Raw genomic sequence first — 15,354 nt, 5'->3', positions numbered from 1 at the left:
TGTTCGCTGCCTTGTATGGAATGCCTGCATGTCGACACTCACCGCGTCACCCGCCACTGCTACCAGTGCGCCCCAAGCAAGCCCATTAGTTATGCGTATCCTCGGTGCCTGCGCTTTGGCGCACCTGATCAATGACCTGATCCAGGCCGTGCTGCCGTCGATCTACCCCATGCTCAAGGCCAATTACGGACTGACGTTTGCCCAGGTGGGGCTGATCACCCTGACCTTCCAACTGACCGCCTCGCTGCTGCAACCGTGGATCGGCTACCACACTGATCGTCATCCCAAGCCCTGGCTGCTGCCGGCCGGCATGGTGTGCACATTGATCGGCATCCTGATGCTGGCGTTTGTCGGCAGCTTCCCGGCGATCCTGCTGGCGGCGGGTCTGGTGGGCGTAGGCTCGTCGACCTTCCACCCGGAAACCTCCCGCGTGGCGCGCCTGGCTTCCGGCGGACGCTACGGCCTTGCGCAATCGACCTTCCAGGTCGGTGGCAACACCGGCAGCGCCTTCGGCCCGTTGCTGGCAGCGGCGATCATCATTCCCTACGGCCAGGGCAATATCGCCTGGTTCGGTCTGTTCGCGGTGTTCGCGATCCTGGTGCTGTATGGCTTGAGCCGCTGGTACCGCAACCACCTCGCGCTGTTCAAGCTCAAGCAAGGCGGCAAAGCCACCCACGGCTTGTCCAAAGGCCGCGTGACGTTTGCCCTGGTGGTGCTGGCAGTGCTGGTGTTCTCCAAGTACTTCTACATGACCAGCCTGACCAGCTACTTCACGTTTTACCTGATTGAAAAATTCCACCTGTCGGTATCGAGTTCCCAGATGTACCTCTTCCTGTTCCTCGGTGCGGTGGCCGTGGGCACCTTCGCAGGCGGCCCGATCGGCGACAAAATCGGCCGCAAGAAAGTCATCTGGTTCTCCATCCTCGGCGCCGCGCCCTTCACCCTGGCCCTGCCCTACGTCGATCTGTTCTGGACCGCCGTGCTCAGTGTGGTGATTGGCTTTATCCTGGCTTCGGCGTTCTCGGCCATTGTGGTGTTTGCCCAAGAACTGGTGCCGGGCAATGTCGGGATGATCGCGGGTGTGTTCTTTGGCCTGATGTTCGGTTTCAGCGGGATTGGCGCGGCGTTGCTCGGTTTGCTCGCGGATAACCACGGCATCGAGTACGTCTACAAACTGTGCTCGTTCCTGCCGCTGGTGGGCATCCTGACGATTCTGCTGCCGTCGACCAAAGGCGTCTGACCCACCGATCATCGGCTGGCTGTGTGCCACTACACAGAATGCTCTGAAAAACCTGCGTGTGCGCTTACAATCCCGGTTTAAACGCACACCAGGCAGACCCAGCAAGAAATGACGCTCGACCCTCCCACGATTTTGGCACTCACCGTTGCCCTGGCAGCCGCTGCCGCCCTTTACCTGCTGGTCGAATGGCGCAGCGTGCGCGAACCCTCGCTGCTGTTGTGGAGCAGCGGTTTCGCCACCATCACCATTGGTTCTCTCCTGGCCCTGCTGCGCATTAATGGCTTTTTAGTCATCGGTATCTGGTTCGCCAACGGTTTGCTGGTGACCGCACACTTCCTGTTTCTGCTCGGCGTGGCGCGGTTTACCCAAGTACGCGTGTCACGCGCCTGGGCCCTGATGCCCGTGATCTGGTTCGCCATGCTCGCGCTGCCAGCGGACCAATCATGGTCCAAAGCCATGCTGGCGGTGCAATCGCTGTTGGTCGCCCTGCCCACCCTGCGCGCCAGTTTCCTGCTGCAGCCCCATGGCCGGTCCCTGAGCGTCGGCGCGGTGCAGTTGCGTTTCGTGCTGCTGCTCCACGGGACCTTTTACGTGGCCAAAACGCTGTCAGTGGTCATTCCCGGCACCCTGATCGACCTCGCCGCCTTCAAGGGCGAGATCATCCAGATCTCCCTGGTGGAAGGCGCCATGGCAATCATGCTGATTGCGTTGTCCATGACGGGTTCCGAACGCTACCGCCGCGAACAACAGATCGCCCGCCTCGCCGCCCGCGATCCACTCACCGCCCTCTATAACCGTCGCGCCCTCGACCTGCGCGCCCCTCGCCTGCTGGCCCAGGTATCTTCGACCCAACCCGGCGCCCTGCTGCTGATCGACATCGACAACTTCAAAGGCGTCAACGACCTCCACGGCCACACCGCCGGCGACCGCCTGTTGATCGCATTGAGCGAAATGATCCGCGCCGTCGTGCCCCGAGGCGCACTGGCAGCACGGCTGGGCGGCGATGAGTTTGTGATCCTGCTCAATCCTGCGTCGGCTGAGCAGATCGTCGAACTGGGCAGCAGCCTGCGCGACCAGTTTCAGCAACTGGCCTCGCAGAGCTTCAGCACCCCGCAACCGGTGACCCTGAGCATTGGCGCCAACCTGTTCGATCAGCCGCCGGAGAGCCTGGCGGCGTTGATTGAGCAAGGGGATACGACGCTGTATGAGTCCAAGCGGGGTGGGCGGGACAGTATCCGGTTGGTGGATCGCAGGGGCGCCGCGCCCTACGGTTAGAGATCGTAACTAACCCCCACACTCCGCCCCGTCCTGACCGACTCCAACGCTTCGGTGTGAGCAGCACGCCGGTGGCGCCGCAGACTTCAAGGCCAGTGGCAGGTGACGGCGTATCAAGACAACCAAAGGCAGGCGATGGGTTTGAGTCAATAAGGCGCTTTTGTGGTGAGCGGGCTTGCCCCGCGCGAGGTAAGCTCGCTCACTACAGAAGTAAGCGGGAAGCCGCTGAATTTCAGACAAGCCTGCAACAAGTCATCGCGCCAAGCCCGAGCAAACAGAGCACCCCGACCCCATACGACTTCAAGGCCAGTTACAGGTTACGGCGTATCAAGACAACCGAAGGCAGGCGATGGGTTTGAGTCAGTGAGGCGCTTTTTGTGGTGACCGGGCTTGCCCCGCGCGAGGCAAGCTCGCTCACTACAGAAGTAAGCGGGAGGCCGCTGAATTTCAGACAAGCCTTAAACAGGTCATAGCGCCAAGCCCGAGCAAGCAGATCACCCCGACCCCATAAGACTTCAAGGCCAGTTACAGGTGACGGCGTATCAAGACAACCAAAGGCAGGCGATGGGTTTGAGTCAGTAAGGCCCTTTTGTGGTGAGCGGGCTTGCCCCGCGCGAGGCAAGCTCGCTCACTACAGAAGTAAGCGGGATGCCGCTGAACTTTATACAAGCCTTAAACAGGTCATCGCGCCAAGCCCGAGCAAGCAGATCACCCCGACCCCATACGACTTCAAGGCCAGTTACAGATCACGGCGTATCAAGACAACCAAAGGCAGGCGATGGGTTTGAGTCAGTAAGGCGCTTTTGTGGTGAGCGGGCTTGCCCCGCGCGAGGCAAGCTCGCTCACTACAGAAGTAAGCGGGATGCCGCTGAACTTTATACAAGCCTTAAACAGGTCATAGCGCCAAGCCCGAGCAAACAGAGCACCCCGACCCCATACGCCAGCGTTCGCCAAGGTTGCCAACCCGCCAGATACGTCACCGTATGCGCCAGACGGGCCAAGGTAAAACCGCCAAACAACCACGCACTCGCCACAGCGGGCGCCTCCAGCGCAACACACAGCCCTCCCAGCACAAAAAACATGGGGATGTTTTCCAGATCATTGGCCCACGCTCTGCTCGCTCGGCCAACCGGTGGCAGCTCTATCGAATGCCTGGCGCGCTTAAAGAAAGCCGCATCTTCAGCGTTGGTGAATGCCAGGCCTCGAATGCGGAAATACCCTTGGTAGCAGGAAACCGCAAACATCTTCAGGCATAGCACCAGTACACACAGGGCATAGACTCTCAGGAGTTCATTCATCCCTGACTCCCTGCACCACGATATAGAGCAGCGGCCCCACTGACACAAACACCGCCGTCAATAAAAAGTACGGCACCACCGAACACACTGACCGCCCTCGCCCGCGCGCATCCCGATACATCCATACACACGCCAATACCGCCATCAGGTAAAGGTCGATCACCACTTGCGCGGTGTCCGGTCGAGACATCAGCTCGCGCCCAAAGGCCAGCAGCGATTGCTCGGCAGTCAGCATCGTAACCAGGGTGTACAGCGAAAAACCGAGCAAGCCGGCCAGGGCAATATAAGGTCTGTGCATGGTGTCGTCCTTGAGGTGATCGAGGCCCACCTTAGTGATAAGGTTTGGCCCCTCGCAATGACCTCGGAGGTCATGAACACGTCATGGAAAACCCTGCTAGCGCCGGTGAACACCTGCGCCAACTGCGCCGACAGGCCAAGTTGAGCCAACTGGACCTCGCCCTGATCACCGGGATTTCTCAGCGTCATCTCAGTTGCCTCGAAACCGGTCGCGCCACACCTAGTCCTGGGACACTGCACAACCTGTTGACGGCACTGGAGACACCGCTGGAGCAATCCAACCGCGTGTTCCTCGCCGCCGGTTACGCCCCGCGCTACACCGCGACCCCGCTTGCCTCACCGGCCATGGCCGCGGTTCGCGAAGCGGTCAACCATGTGCTGCATGCAAACAACCCCGCGCCTGCGATTCTGCTGGGCAGTGAGTGGCAAGTGCTGGCGGCGAATGTTAGTACCGGGCTGTTGTTTGAACGGGTGGGCATCAAAGCAGATGCAGCCGATGGCTTGAACCTGCTGACCACCCTGCTGCAAACCGGTGGCCTGGGCGACCACCTGATCAACGCCGAAGAGATCCGCACCCTGGCCTGGCAACGGGCAACCCGCGAGGCGCTGGGCAATCCGGCATTGGCTGCGCTGATGGCGAGTTTGCCAGCGCCGACTCACACCCAATTACCCACCGAAATGCCGCCGCTGGTGCTCACGCGCATCCGCTCACTCGAAGGCGAGCTGAACTTTTTGTCGACCTTCACCACGTTCGGCATGCCCCAGGACATTACCCTCACCTCGCTGCGCATCGAGCATCTGATTCCGGCTGACGAGGCGACCTGGCAGGTGATGCGCGCTGCCTTCGCGGACTATTCGGCGCTGGTTTTGTGAAATATCTGTACGTAGACTGCGGCCATACCTCCATCTGAAGGCGGCGAAGAAAACGTCATGCAAGTTACCGAAGTCTCCATTGCCCAATTGCGCGCGGCGCTTGAATCCGGCCAGACCACTGCCGTTGAATTGGTCCAGGCTTACCTCGCACGGATCGACGCGTACGACGGCCCGCAGACCGCCACCGCGCTTAACGCTGTGGTGGTGCGCAACCCACAAGCGCTCAAAGAAGCCGAGGCGTCCGATGCACGCCGGGCCAAGGGCGAAACGCTTGGGCCATTGGATGGCATTCCCTACACCGCCAAGGACAGTTACCTGGTCAAAGGCCTGACTGCGGCCTCCGGCAGCCCGGCATTTGCCAAACTGACCGCCCAGCGCGACGCGTTCACCATCGAACGCCTGCGCGCCGGTGGCGCCATTTGCCTGGGCAAGACCAATATGCCGCCGATGGCCAATGGCGGCATGCAGCGTGGCGTATATGGCCGCGCCGAAAGCCCCTATAACGCTGACTACCTCACCGCACCGTTCGCCTCCGGCTCGTCCAACGGCGCGGGTACTGCAACCGCCGCCAGTTTTGCGGCATTCGGCCTTGCAGAAGAAACCTGGTCCAGCGGACGCGGTCCGGCGTCCAACAATGGCCTGTGCGCCTACACCCCCTCCCGTGGGGTGATTTCGGTGCGCGGCAACTGGCCGCTGACGCCAACCATGGACGTGGTGGTGCCATACGCCCGCACCATGGCCGACCTGCTGGAAGTCCTCGATGTGGTGGTCGCCGAAGACCCCGACACCCGTGGCGACCTATGGCGCCTGCAACCTTGGGTGCCGATCCCCAGCGTCGCCTCGGTGCGCCCGGCGTCTTACGCTGAGCTGGCTGCGACGGCTGAATCCCTCGCGGGCAAACGCCTGGGTGTACCGCGCATGTACATCAATGCCGACCCCGACGCCGGCACCAGCGAAAAACCCGGCATCGGCGGCCCGACCGGGCAACAGATCAACACCCGCGACAGCGTGATCGACCTGTGGAAAGACGCCCGCAAGGCGCTGGAAGCGGCTGGCGCCGAAGTCATCGAAGTGGATTTCCCCCTGGTGTCCAACTGCGAAGGCGATCGCCCCGGCGCGCCGACGGTGTTCACCCGTGGTTTGGTGTCCAAGGAATTCCTGCACGACGAGTTATGGGAACTGTCCGCCTGGGCTTTCGATGATTTCCTGCGCGCCAACAACGACCCAACCCTCAACCGCCTGGCGGATGTGGACGGCCCGAAAATCTTCCCCCACGACCCCGGCACCCTGCCCAACCGTGAAGACGACCTCGCCGCCGGCATGGACGAATACGTGCGCATGGCCCAGCGCGGCATCACGCCCTGGAATGAAATCAGCACCGTGCCCGACGGCCTGCGCGGCCTCGAGCAAACCCGGCGAATCGACCTGGAGGACTGGATGGAAACACTCGGCCTCGACGCTGTGCTGTTCCCCACCGTCGCCGACGTAGGGCCGGCGGATGCCGATGTAAACGAAGCCAGCGCCGATATCGCCTGGAGCAATGGTATCTGGGTGGCCAACGGCAACCTCGCCATCCGCCACCTGGGCGTGCCAACCGTCACCGTGCCGATGGGCGTGATGGCGGACATCGGCATGCCGGTAGGGCTGACATTTGCCGGGCGCGCTTATGATGACTCGGCATTGCTGCGGTTGGCGGCGGCGTATGAAGCGACCGGCAGCAAGCGATTGATCCCCCCGCGCACCCCGCCACTGATCACAAACTAACGATTTACCCTGTGGGAGGGGGCTTGCTCCCGATGGCGGTGTATCAGGCAAAGCTATTCCAACTGAACCACCGCCATCGGGAGCAAGCCCCCTCCCACATTTTGATCCTCATCGTGTCAGTTACCGGCTTTGTCTTCACGACAAATGCCGGCAGCACACAGCGGCACCTGGCAGCGATTTGGGGGTGAGGGCAAACCACAGGCCGGGCGCCAGGTGAATGCCGTAGTTGATCAGTACAACCAGTCCCTGGGTGATCATGGGCGGTTGTCATGGTTCAGGCGCTGCCATTCATCCACCACGTCGCCCAGGGTCTTGGGGATATCGTTGCGAATCCAGGCCATGAAGGGACGATCGAACTTGAAGGTCGGCCCGCAGTGCTCACGCATGAAGCGCCGCACGTTCTGGGTGTTTTTGTAGTGTGCGGTCACAGGGGTGGCGCGGGTGATGGGGTCGCTGTGCCAGTCAAAATCCATTTTGTCACTCGGGCAGGTGTTGGGTCGGCGTTAGCATAGCGATGTGCCAGCCACCCAGGAAGTGCCAAAACCTTCCGTGTACGAGCACCCCGCGTGTTGGGAGATCGTATAAGGAGCTAAAACCTACAAACACCAAACTTGTCAGGGTATTTCAAAATTTTACTTTCCTTAGACCCGGCAAATATTGCATGGTTGTACGACGACTATAGCTGTCGTACACACCCCAACAACAATAAGGAAACACCCATGCAAAACGTCAAAGTGCTGATCGGTTTTCTGTGCCTGTTCAGCGGCTACGTGGCCGCAGCCCCCGCCGACAACGACGTAGCCCAAGCGGTCGATCACCTGACCCAAGCCATGCTGCACAAAGACATCAAGCAGCTCCAGGCCCTCACCGCCGAGCAACTCACCTACGGCCACTCCAGCGGCAAAATTCAGAACAAACAGGAATTCATCGCCGATATCGAGACCGGTCGCAGCGGCTTCAAGACTCTGGAAATGCAAAAACAAACCATCACTCTGCAAGGCGACACGGCACTGGTGCGCAACCATTTTCACGCACAGGCGGTGAACAGTGGCGTCGAAGTGCCTACCGACATCGAAAACTTCCAGGTCTGGCAAAAGCAGAAAGGCCACTGGCTGCTGATCGGTCGCCAGGCCTTTAAATTCTGATGGCTAGCGGTGGCTCACCACGCCACCACGTTGCGCACCTTGAGCAACGCCTCGCGCAGCGACGGCATGTCCACCGAACCCAACGCCAGGCGTAGCGCATGGGGCACCTGGCCCGAAACGGCAAAGGGCTCAGCGGTGGACACGGAAACGCCCTCGCGCTGCAAGGCCATGGCGACTTGATCGGCGCGGGCATCTTCCGCCAGGGGCAGCCACAAAAAATACGATGACGGGTGGCCGGTGTGGGCCACCCCCTTCAACACCTGCGCAGCCAAGGCTTGCCGAGCCCGGGCATCCTGGCGCTTTTGTGCTTCCAAGTGGGCAACGGTGCCATCCTCGATCCAGGCCACGGCAATCGCGCTCATCACCCCGGGCACGTTCCAGGTGGTCGCCATGATGGTGCGCTCCAACGCCTTCATCCACGCGACAGGCGCCGCGACAAATCCCACGCGCAGCCCTGTGGCGACACTCTTCGACAACCCACCCACATACACCGTACGTTCCGGTGCCAGGCTCGCCACGGGCGTTGGCGCGTCCTCAACTAAAAACGCGTAGGCCGCGTCTTCAATGATCATCAGGTTGTACTGGCGGGCGATGGCGACCAGCTGCTCGCGCTGCGCCATGCCCATCACCCAGCCCAGCGGATTGTGCAGGGTCGGCATGCTGTACACCGCGCGAACCGGACGCTTGCGACACACGCTATGCAGATATTCCAGGTCCGGGCCGCTGGCGGTGACGGGAATCGCGACGACTTCCAGATGCAGGGTCTCTGCCAACACCTTGAACCCCGAATAGGTCAACGCGTCCACCGCGATCACATCCCCCGGCTTGAGCAACGCCATCATCGCCACCGCCAACCCATGTTGGGCGCCGCTGACCACCAACACCTGCTCGGCCTGCACTGTCAGCCCTCGGCTCAGCAGGTGGCGGGCAATGGTGGCGCGCTCATGCAGGCGACCGGCGTGGGGCTGATAACGCAGCAGCGCTTCGAGGTCACCGGACAGCGCCAATTGGCGCAACGCAGTGCGCAGCAAGTCCGCCTGACCCGGCAACGAAGGGTAATTGAAGTTGAGGTCGAGCATGCCCGCCCCAATGGTCATCTGCCCACTGCCCTGCCCTGGCGGCAACGCGATCTCGCGCACGAAGGTGCCGCGCCCGGTTTCTCCGCTGACCAGACCCATGGCCTCCAGCTCGGCATACACCCGACTGGCGGTGACCAGCGCCAAGCCATGATCCGCGGCCAATTGGCGATGGGTAGGCAATCGCATACCGGGGGGCAGTTTCCCGCTGCGAATGTCTTCGGCAAAGTTGTCGACCAGTGACTTGTAACGGGCGCGGGGCATTGGCGATGTATCCATGACAATTTTTTGATTGTCTTGATTCTCGATCCTAGGATGGGCACCACGCAACTCTTCTTTTTCGGGACAGCCCCCATGGAACGTACGTCTCCCCTCAACGCCCTGGACAACAGCACTCAGGGTTGGATCAATGGCTTTATCGGCGTGGTGATTTTCAGCGGCTCACTGCCCGCTACGCGCTTGGCGGTCATGGAATTCGATCCGGTGTTTCTGACGATGATTCGCGCCGCCATCGCTGCCGCATTGGGGCTGCTTCTGCTGTGGCTGTTCAAGGAAAAACGACCCGCGCGCACTCAATGGGCGCCCCTGCTGATCGTCTCCCTCGGCGTGGTGATCGGCTTCCCCCTGCTCACCGCGCTGGCCCTGCAATACGTAACCTCCGCCCATTCCATCGTGTTTATCGGCCTGCTCCCCCTGGCCACGGCGGTGTTTGGCGTACTGCGTGGCGGCGAGCGGCCGCGACCGGTGTTCTGGGTGTTTTCGATTCTGGGCAGTGCCCTGGTGATGGGTTATGCCTTCGCCCAGGGCGTGAGCGCCGCTCCGGCCGGCGATTTGCTGATGCTCCTGGCGGTGTTGGTGTGCGGCTTGGGCTATGCCGAGGGCGCGAAACTGTCGCGCAGCCTGGGCGGCTGGCAGGTGATCTGCTGGGCGCTGGTGGTGTCGCTGCCAGTGGTGCTGCCGTTAGGCCTGCTCCTTGCTCCGCCAAGCTTTGCCGGCATCAGCCTGACAGCCTGGCTGAGCCTGGGCTATGTGGCGCTGTTCAGCATGTTGATCGGCTTTGTGTTCTGGTATCGCGGCCTGGCTCAAGGTGGCATCGCGGCCGTCGGCCAGTTGCAGTTGCTGCAACCGTTCTTCGGCCTGGCGCTGGCAGCGGGCCTGCTGCATGAACAGGTCAGTCTCGGCATGGTGCTGGTGACGGTGGCGGTGATCGCCTGCGTGGCCGGTGCGAAGAAGTTCGCCCGCTAGCGCTGCGGTGCGACCATCTTGAATTTGATATGGATGTCGTTGGAAACCACGCTGTTGCCGGCCCATTCACCCTCACCGATCTTGAAATCGCCGCGATTGAGGATGAATTCGCCGTCGAACACGCCAATGCCATCCAGCTCCTTGAGCACCACCTTTACATCAACCGGCCGTGTGGTGCCCTTGATGGTCAGGTTGCCGCTGATCCTGAAGCGGTTATCCCCCAGCGCCTTGACCCCAGTGGATTCATACACCCCGACCGGATAGGTCGCGGTGTCAAACCAGGACGCGCGTTGCAGGGTGTCATTGGCATCGTCACTGCCGGCGCTGATGCTGGTGAGCTGGATCTTGAGCAGCGCGTGTCCCGCCTCCGGCGCCTGCGTATCAAAGGCCAAGGTGCCCTCGAATTCCTTGAACCTCCCATACATCCGCTGCCCCAGTTGTTCGTAGGTGAAACTGATCTGGCTGGCAGTGTGATTGACGTCCTTGTACTCCACCGCCTGGGCGCTGGCGATAAAGCCCAGGACAAGCGCAACCGGCAAAAATCCACGTTTCATGCACCACTCCGCAAAGTCTGGATGTATTCCCATCACGCGTTTGTCCTGCTAAACAGAATAGTCGCCCACAACAATAAGGACGTTGCATGCAAGCGCTACAAGACATCACCGCACCGGAAGGCATCTGCTACGGCTGCGGGGGCAGCAACCCTCACGGGCTGCACATCAAGAGCCGCTGGGACGCAGACGGCATCCATTTGATCGCCCAACACGCGCCGGAAGCTCACTTCACTGGCTGGCCGGACCTGGTCTACGGCGGCCTGATCGCCATGCTGGTGGACTGCCATTCCAACTGGACCGCCATGGCCTACCACTACCGCACCGAGCAACGCGAACCCGGCAGCCTGCCACGCATCGACTGCGTGACCGGCAACCTCGGCATCAAATTCATCAAGCCCACGCCCATGGGCGTCACCCTCACCTTGCGCGCCAGGGTCGAAGGCGACGTGGAGCGCAAAACCCGCGTGGTCTGCGAGGTATACGCCGGCGAAGTGCTCACGGCAATCGGCGACTCGGTGTTCGTGCGCGTCGACACCGGGCAACTGGCCGCTGCCGCCCATGGCCGCGAGGACTGAAGCTGGTCTACATTGACTGTCACCGCTAATCGAGGATTGCACCGATGACTCGTCTCACCGCGAAAGACTTTGCCCCCGAACTGCTGGAACTCTACGACGGCTACGCCCACGGCAAGATCAACCGCCGTGAGTTTCTCGACCGCGCTGCGCTGTTCACGTTTGGCGGCCTGACCGCTTCCGCCCTGCTCGCCTCCCTGAGCCCTAATTACGCCCTGGCCGAGCAAGTGAAATTCACCGACCCGGACATCGTCGCCGACTACGTCACCTACCCCTCACCCAAGGGCAACGGCACGGTACGCGGCTACCTGGTACGCCCGGCCAAGGCTGCGGGCAAGTTGCCGGCGGTGGTGGTGGTCCACGAAAACCGCGGCCTGAACCCGTATATCGAAGACGTCGCCCGGCGCCTGGCCAAAGCCGGCTTCATCGCCCTGGCCCCGGACGGTCTGACCTCGGTCGGCGGCTACCCCGGCAATGACGAAAAAGGCGTGGCGCTGCAACAGACCGTCGACCCGACCAAACTGATGAACGACTTCTTCGCCGCCATCGAATGGCTGATGCACCACGACAGCAGCACCGGAAAAGTCGGCATCACCGGCTTCTGCTACGGCGGTGGCGTGACCAACGCAGCAGCGGTGGCCTACCCCGAACTGGGCGCAGCCGTCTCGTTCTACGGTCGCCAACCGGAAGCCAAGGACGTACCGCGGATCAAGGCGCCGATCATGCTGCACTTCGGCGAGCTGGATACACGCATCAACGAAGGCTGGCCGCCCTACGAGGCAGCCTTGAAAGCGGCCGGCACAACCTATGAAGCGTTCATCTACAAGGGCGCCAATCACGGCTTCCACAATGACTCGACGCCCCGTTATGACGAAGCAGCCGCCAACTTGGCATGGGAAAGAACACTGGGGTGGTTCAACAAATACCTGGCATGACTGGCGCTGCTCTGGCTGTTGCTCCTGCTTTTGATCTTGATACAAAGCGCCCCGTCAAACGCGCTGGCCGAACGCAGGTTTGAACCCGTGGGCAACCCGGCAGGACGCCGGGTTAGCCGCACTGGGCCATAGATCCAAGCCGGAGTGAGGGCATGCCGATTCCAGACGAAGCACCGAGTGTTGGGGCGAAGGCCTTTTGGTTACTTTTGGCTGGGCCGGCATTCCGACCTTTCCGAAAGTGGCCCGCTGTAAGCGCGGAACCCTAAGCCGCCGTTACCGCAGAGATGGCTATGTACCCCAACCAACATATGAGTCGACTGTCAGGCCGCCATCGGGAGCAAGCCCCCTCCCACATTTGGATAGGGGACCATCAGTCAAATGGCGTAACCCTGGCCGCCGTTGACGCAGAAACAGACATGTACCAGCTCTCCTACGCAAAACCCATCACCCCCTCGACATCAATGCTCCAAAGCATACCGCCGGCAATGATCCAAATACCCCTGCTCATGACTCCCCACCAGCTGCACCACGCTGGTCCACAACCACGAAGGCGCATCCAACTCCCTTGACCGGTTTTCCTGCAAAACCGCCATCCAATCCTTACGAGTCGCCCGATCCATCTGCCGGGCATGAGCTACGCCAACCACCCGAGCCAAATAACCCGCAGCGTGCATCGCGTCAGTCTCGCTCAACTCATCCAACTCCAACTTCATGTCCTGAGGCAGCAGTTCGCGAATAAAAAAACCGTGATCCAGAAACCGCGTCGCCACCATCCGCTCGCCAAGGCCCGGCGACAGCTGACGCGCAGCTTCCACAACCCGGCGGGCGTTGTCCCTCGGCATCTTCGCCCGTGCAGCCCGGGGTGCGGCGGCGCCGACCGCCTCCTTGATATCGATCAGGCAATACGCCTGATCATCCTTATCACCAACACCGAGCAAGGCCGCGTAGCGCAACAAGCCAAGGGAGCTGCAGCCCTTGACCCAATAAGCGCAATCCAAAAGTTCGACCTTGGCATCCTTGGGCCGGCCTTTGAGCGAAGTGACCAACTGGTGGATCTCGTCCGACGCGCAGACGACTTTCAGCGCACTTTTTTCGGCCCGCGACAACGGCCAGAAATGCTTGCCTAACGGGATGGTCGGCCGGGCGCTTTCGATGCGCTCACGGGCCAAGTGCTTCCAGGTGCGCGCCACGGCGTTGCGCATCCCTGCCTTGACCTGGGACGGGCGTGGCGGCGTTTCATCGGGCTTGTCTTTGAAGGCTTGTTCGTAGCCCACCATCATTTCTTCAAGCATGCGTGCGGTGGTTACCCCCGGCAGGTCCGAGCCTCGCGCGGCGGTCGCCAGGGACAAGGCCAGGCGCACCAGGTCGTGGGCCGGGTTGCCAATCACTGCCTGGTCCAGGTCGCGGATATGCATATCGATGCGCCCCTTGGTGTCGCCGGTGGGGCCAAGGTTGCCAGCGTGGCAGTCGCCGCAGATCCAGATCGCTGGCCCGCGGGGCAAACGGCGTCCAGGCAAACTGTGCAGCCACTCGTAGAATTGAACAGTACTGCCGCGCACATAAGCGTGGGCCGAGCGCGCCATCTTGAGGTTTCGCAGTTGGGTCAGGTGGGGCATACGAGCGGAGGGGCGCGGTGTTTTCATGGAATAACTCAGTACAGGTGTAGCGGTAGAGCGATGCGCCTCGGAGAATGTTTCATTATGTTTCTAAAAAAATTATCACGTTGGCCTTCTCCCGTTATATCCAGGCAAGAGACTTCATCGTTTGCCCAGAGCAGGCGAACTGCCTATATTTGCCTCCCCCGCGAGGGTCTTTTTTAATCGATCACTTTCATGGAAACACTCTCATGCCCCTATCTATGTTCTCAGGCATGCGCAATCTCACGGCGGCAGCCGCTCTTTTCGCTACCGGCCACTGCCTGGCCGCGACCGATCTGCAGGCGGTGGTGGACGCGAGTGTCAAGCCGCTGATGCAGCAACAGGCCATTGCCGGTCTTGTGGTCGGCGTGGTTCAGGACGGCAAAGCGCACTATTTCAACTACGGCGTCGCCTCCCAGGAAACGGGGCAGCCCGTCAGCGAGAACACCCTGTTCGAAGTCGGGTCGGTGAGCAAAACCTTCACCGCCACCCTCGCCGGTTATGCGGCGGCTACCGGCAAACTCAAGCTTTCGGCCCCGGCCAGCGACTACCTTCCAGCCTTGGGTGGCGGCAAGTTTGATCACATCAGCATTCTTAACCTCGGCACCTACACCGCCGGCGGCCTGCCTCTGCAATTTCCACCGGAGGATGACAACAATCAGCACATGATCAGCTACTTCCAGCAGTGGAAGGCCGACTTCGCCCCAGGCACCCAGCGTTTGTATTCCAACCCGAGCCTGGGCCTGTTCGGCTACCTGACGGCGCAGAGCCTCAAGCAACCGTTCGATCAGGCGATGGAAAAAACCCTGCTGCCCAAACTTGGGCTCAAGCACACCTTCGTCAAGGTGCCGCCGAGTCAGATGAGCCTCTACGCACAAGGCTACGGCAAGGATGGCAAACCGGTGCGCGTCGGCCCCGGCGCCATGGACAGTGAGGCTTACGGCATCAAGACCAGCGCCTCGGACTTGCTGCGTTATGTGCAAGCCAACATGAACCCGGCGAAGCTGGAAAGCGCCGTGCAACGCGCGGTCAGCATCACTCATACCGGCTACTACACCGTCGACGGCATGACCCAAGGGCTGGGATGGGAAATGTACCCTTATCCCATCACGCTCGATGCGTTGACTGACGGCAACTCCACACCAATGGCCATGGAGCCGCACAAGGTGAACTGGCTAACCCCTGCCCAAGCGCCCCACGCCAACACGCTGGTGAACAAGACCGGCTCCACCAATGGTTTTGGCGCCTATGTGGCCTACGTGCCGAGCAAGGGATTAGGGGTGGTGATTCTGGCGAACAAGAACTACCCGAATGCAGAGCGGGTGAAAGTCGCCCATGCAGTGTTGAGTGCGCTGGACCATTAAAGCCGGACACGAGCCCACCCTGTGATGAAGGGCTTGCTCAGCCATAGCAAGCCTTCCACCACATTTGACCTTCATCGTG

General features: G+C 61.2%; 16 protein-coding genes. 9 read left to right on the top strand and 7 right to left on the bottom strand.

The features are described from left to right. Positions 1 to 28: 28 nt before the first annotated feature. Positions 29 to 1,240: an MFS transporter gene (locus tag AOA61_RS18270; protein WP_095184607.1), complete on the top strand. Its 1,212-nt coding sequence runs from the start codon at positions 29 to 31 to the stop codon at positions 1,238 to 1,240. 108 nt (positions 1,241 to 1,348) lie between these two features. Further along, on the top strand, positions 1,349 to 2,515 hold the full coding sequence (locus AOA61_RS18265; protein ID WP_099602318.1) for a GGDEF domain-containing protein: 1,167 nt from the start codon (positions 1,349 to 1,351) through the stop codon (positions 2,513 to 2,515). Between the two features lie 875 nt (positions 2,516 to 3,390). On the opposite strand, the gene AOA61_RS18260 is transcribed toward AOA61_RS18265, so the two are convergent. Beyond that, entirely contained in the window at positions 3,391 to 3,813 is a 423-nt protein-coding gene (locus AOA61_RS18260) for an MAPEG family protein (protein ID WP_099602317.1), read from the bottom strand. Continuing rightward, positions 3,806 to 4,111, bottom strand: coding sequence for a DUF2834 domain-containing protein (locus tag AOA61_RS18255; protein WP_099602316.1), 306 nt, complete (start codon positions 4,109 to 4,111; stop codon positions 3,806 to 3,808). Before AOA61_RS18255 ends, AOA61_RS18260 begins: the two co-directional genes overlap by 8 nt. An 83-nt stretch (positions 4,112 to 4,194) precedes the next feature. On the opposite strand from AOA61_RS18255, the gene AOA61_RS18250 reads away from it, so the two are divergent. Both AOA61_RS18250 and AOA61_RS18245 read left to right on the top strand, forming a co-directional pair. Next, positions 4,195 to 4,983 (top strand): helix-turn-helix domain-containing protein, encoded by a 789-nt coding sequence (locus tag AOA61_RS18250; RefSeq protein WP_095184603.1) that lies wholly within the window; start codon positions 4,195 to 4,197, stop codon positions 4,981 to 4,983. Between the two features lie 57 nt (positions 4,984 to 5,040). Further along, entirely contained in the window at positions 5,041 to 6,747 is a 1,707-nt protein-coding gene (locus AOA61_RS18245; protein ID WP_099602315.1) for an amidase, read from the top strand. Positions 6,748 to 6,882: 135 nt separating this feature from the next. Here AOA61_RS18245 and AOA61_RS32250 read toward each other — a convergent pair whose 3' ends face one another. After that, positions 6,883 to 7,005, bottom strand: coding sequence for a hypothetical protein (locus AOA61_RS32250; RefSeq protein ID WP_256583447.1), 123 nt, complete (start codon positions 7,003 to 7,005; stop codon positions 6,883 to 6,885). After that, on the bottom strand, positions 7,002 to 7,220 hold the full coding sequence (locus AOA61_RS18235; RefSeq protein WP_032887169.1) for a DUF6434 domain-containing protein: 219 nt from the start codon (positions 7,218 to 7,220) through the stop codon (positions 7,002 to 7,004). Before AOA61_RS18235 ends, AOA61_RS32250 begins: the two co-directional genes overlap by 4 nt. A 246-nt stretch (positions 7,221 to 7,466) precedes the next feature. On the opposite strand from AOA61_RS18235, the gene AOA61_RS18230 reads away from it, so the two are divergent. Then, positions 7,467 to 7,892, top strand: a complete 426-nt coding sequence (locus AOA61_RS18230; protein ID WP_032887170.1) for a nuclear transport factor 2 family protein — start codon at positions 7,467 to 7,469, stop codon at positions 7,890 to 7,892. A 14-nt stretch (positions 7,893 to 7,906) separates the two neighbouring features. Here AOA61_RS18230 and AOA61_RS18225 read toward each other — a convergent pair whose 3' ends face one another. Beyond that, the gene (locus AOA61_RS18225) at positions 7,907 to 9,232 is read right to left on the bottom strand and encodes a PLP-dependent aminotransferase family protein (protein ID WP_099602314.1); all 1,326 of its coding nucleotides are present in this window, start codon (positions 9,230 to 9,232) and stop codon (positions 7,907 to 7,909) included. Between the two features lie 90 nt (positions 9,233 to 9,322). On the opposite strand from AOA61_RS18225, the gene AOA61_RS18220 reads away from it, so the two are divergent. Then, positions 9,323 to 10,213: a DMT family transporter gene (locus AOA61_RS18220; RefSeq protein WP_099602313.1), complete on the top strand. Its 891-nt coding sequence runs from the start codon at positions 9,323 to 9,325 to the stop codon at positions 10,211 to 10,213. On the opposite strand, the gene AOA61_RS18215 is transcribed toward AOA61_RS18220, so the two are convergent. Continuing rightward, positions 10,210 to 10,767: a YceI family protein gene (locus AOA61_RS18215; protein ID WP_099602312.1), complete on the bottom strand. Its 558-nt coding sequence runs from the start codon at positions 10,765 to 10,767 to the stop codon at positions 10,210 to 10,212. The two genes, AOA61_RS18220 and AOA61_RS18215, sit on opposite strands and share 4 nt — an antisense overlap. 86 nt (positions 10,768 to 10,853) lie before the next feature. Here AOA61_RS18215 and AOA61_RS18210 point away from each other — a divergent pair, with 86 nt between their 5' ends. Next, positions 10,854 to 11,342 (top strand): PaaI family thioesterase, encoded by a 489-nt coding sequence (locus AOA61_RS18210; protein ID WP_099602311.1) that lies wholly within the window; start codon positions 10,854 to 10,856, stop codon positions 11,340 to 11,342. 44 nt (positions 11,343 to 11,386) lie between these two features. Then, the gene (gene yghX, locus AOA61_RS18205; protein ID WP_032887176.1) at positions 11,387 to 12,274 is read left to right on the top strand and encodes a YghX family hydrolase; all 888 of its coding nucleotides are present in this window, start codon (positions 11,387 to 11,389) and stop codon (positions 12,272 to 12,274) included. 458 nt (positions 12,275 to 12,732) lie between these two features. Here the strand turns inward: yghX and AOA61_RS18190 are convergent, their stop codons facing one another. Further along, the gene (locus tag AOA61_RS18190) at positions 12,733 to 13,917 is read right to left on the bottom strand and encodes a DUF2252 family protein (protein WP_032887177.1); all 1,185 of its coding nucleotides are present in this window, start codon (positions 13,915 to 13,917) and stop codon (positions 12,733 to 12,735) included. 203 nt (positions 13,918 to 14,120) lie between these two features. On the opposite strand from AOA61_RS18190, the gene ampC reads away from it, so the two are divergent. Beyond that, positions 14,121 to 15,275 (top strand): class C beta-lactamase, encoded by a 1,155-nt coding sequence (ampC, locus tag AOA61_RS18185; protein ID WP_178075198.1) that lies wholly within the window; start codon positions 14,121 to 14,123, stop codon positions 15,273 to 15,275. Positions 15,276 to 15,354: the final 79 nt, after the last annotated feature.

The sequence above is a fragment of the Pseudomonas sp. 2995-1 genome, assembly GCF_002742505.1.
Classification (GTDB): Bacteria; Pseudomonadota; Gammaproteobacteria; order Pseudomonadales; family Pseudomonadaceae; genus Aquipseudomonas; species Aquipseudomonas sivasensis.
Note: the sequence above shows the minus strand (reverse complement) of the source record. Positions and strands in the feature narration are given on the sequence as shown.

Excerpts from the sequence above, each read along its gene's own strand:
- AOA61_RS18270 (WP_095184607.1), top strand. The coding sequence starts at position 29 with ATGTCGACACTCACCGCGTCACCCGCCACTGCTACCAGTGCGCCCCAA.
- AOA61_RS18265 (WP_099602318.1), top strand. The coding sequence starts at position 1,349 with ATGACGCTCGACCCTCCCACGATTTTGGCACTCACCGTTGCCCTGGCA.
- AOA61_RS18260 (WP_099602317.1), bottom strand. The coding sequence starts at position 3,813 with ATGAATGAACTCCTGAGAGTCTATGCCCTGTGTGTACTGGTGCTATGC.
- AOA61_RS18255 (WP_099602316.1), bottom strand. The coding sequence starts at position 4,111 with ATGCACAGACCTTATATTGCCCTGGCCGGCTTGCTCGGTTTTTCGCTG.
- AOA61_RS18250 (WP_095184603.1), top strand. The coding sequence starts at position 4,195 with ATGGAAAACCCTGCTAGCGCCGGTGAACACCTGCGCCAACTGCGCCGA.
- AOA61_RS18245 (WP_099602315.1), top strand. The coding sequence starts at position 5,041 with ATGCAAGTTACCGAAGTCTCCATTGCCCAATTGCGCGCGGCGCTTGAA.
- AOA61_RS32250 (WP_256583447.1), bottom strand. The coding sequence starts at position 7,005 with ATGATCACCCAGGGACTGGTTGTACTGATCAACTACGGCATTCACCTG.
- AOA61_RS18235 (WP_032887169.1), bottom strand. The coding sequence starts at position 7,220 with ATGGATTTTGACTGGCACAGCGACCCCATCACCCGCGCCACCCCTGTG.
- AOA61_RS18230 (WP_032887170.1), top strand. The coding sequence starts at position 7,467 with ATGCAAAACGTCAAAGTGCTGATCGGTTTTCTGTGCCTGTTCAGCGGC.
- AOA61_RS18225 (WP_099602314.1), bottom strand. The coding sequence starts at position 9,232 with ATGCCCCGCGCCCGTTACAAGTCACTGGTCGACAACTTTGCCGAAGAC.
- AOA61_RS18220 (WP_099602313.1), top strand. The coding sequence starts at position 9,323 with ATGGAACGTACGTCTCCCCTCAACGCCCTGGACAACAGCACTCAGGGT.
- AOA61_RS18215 (WP_099602312.1), bottom strand. The coding sequence starts at position 10,767 with ATGAAACGTGGATTTTTGCCGGTTGCGCTTGTCCTGGGCTTTATCGCC.
- AOA61_RS18210 (WP_099602311.1), top strand. The coding sequence starts at position 10,854 with ATGCAAGCGCTACAAGACATCACCGCACCGGAAGGCATCTGCTACGGC.
- yghX (WP_032887176.1), top strand. The coding sequence starts at position 11,387 with ATGACTCGTCTCACCGCGAAAGACTTTGCCCCCGAACTGCTGGAACTC.
- AOA61_RS18190 (WP_032887177.1), bottom strand. The coding sequence starts at position 13,917 with ATGAAAACACCGCGCCCCTCCGCTCGTATGCCCCACCTGACCCAACTG.
- ampC (WP_178075198.1), top strand. The coding sequence starts at position 14,121 with ATGCCCCTATCTATGTTCTCAGGCATGCGCAATCTCACGGCGGCAGCC.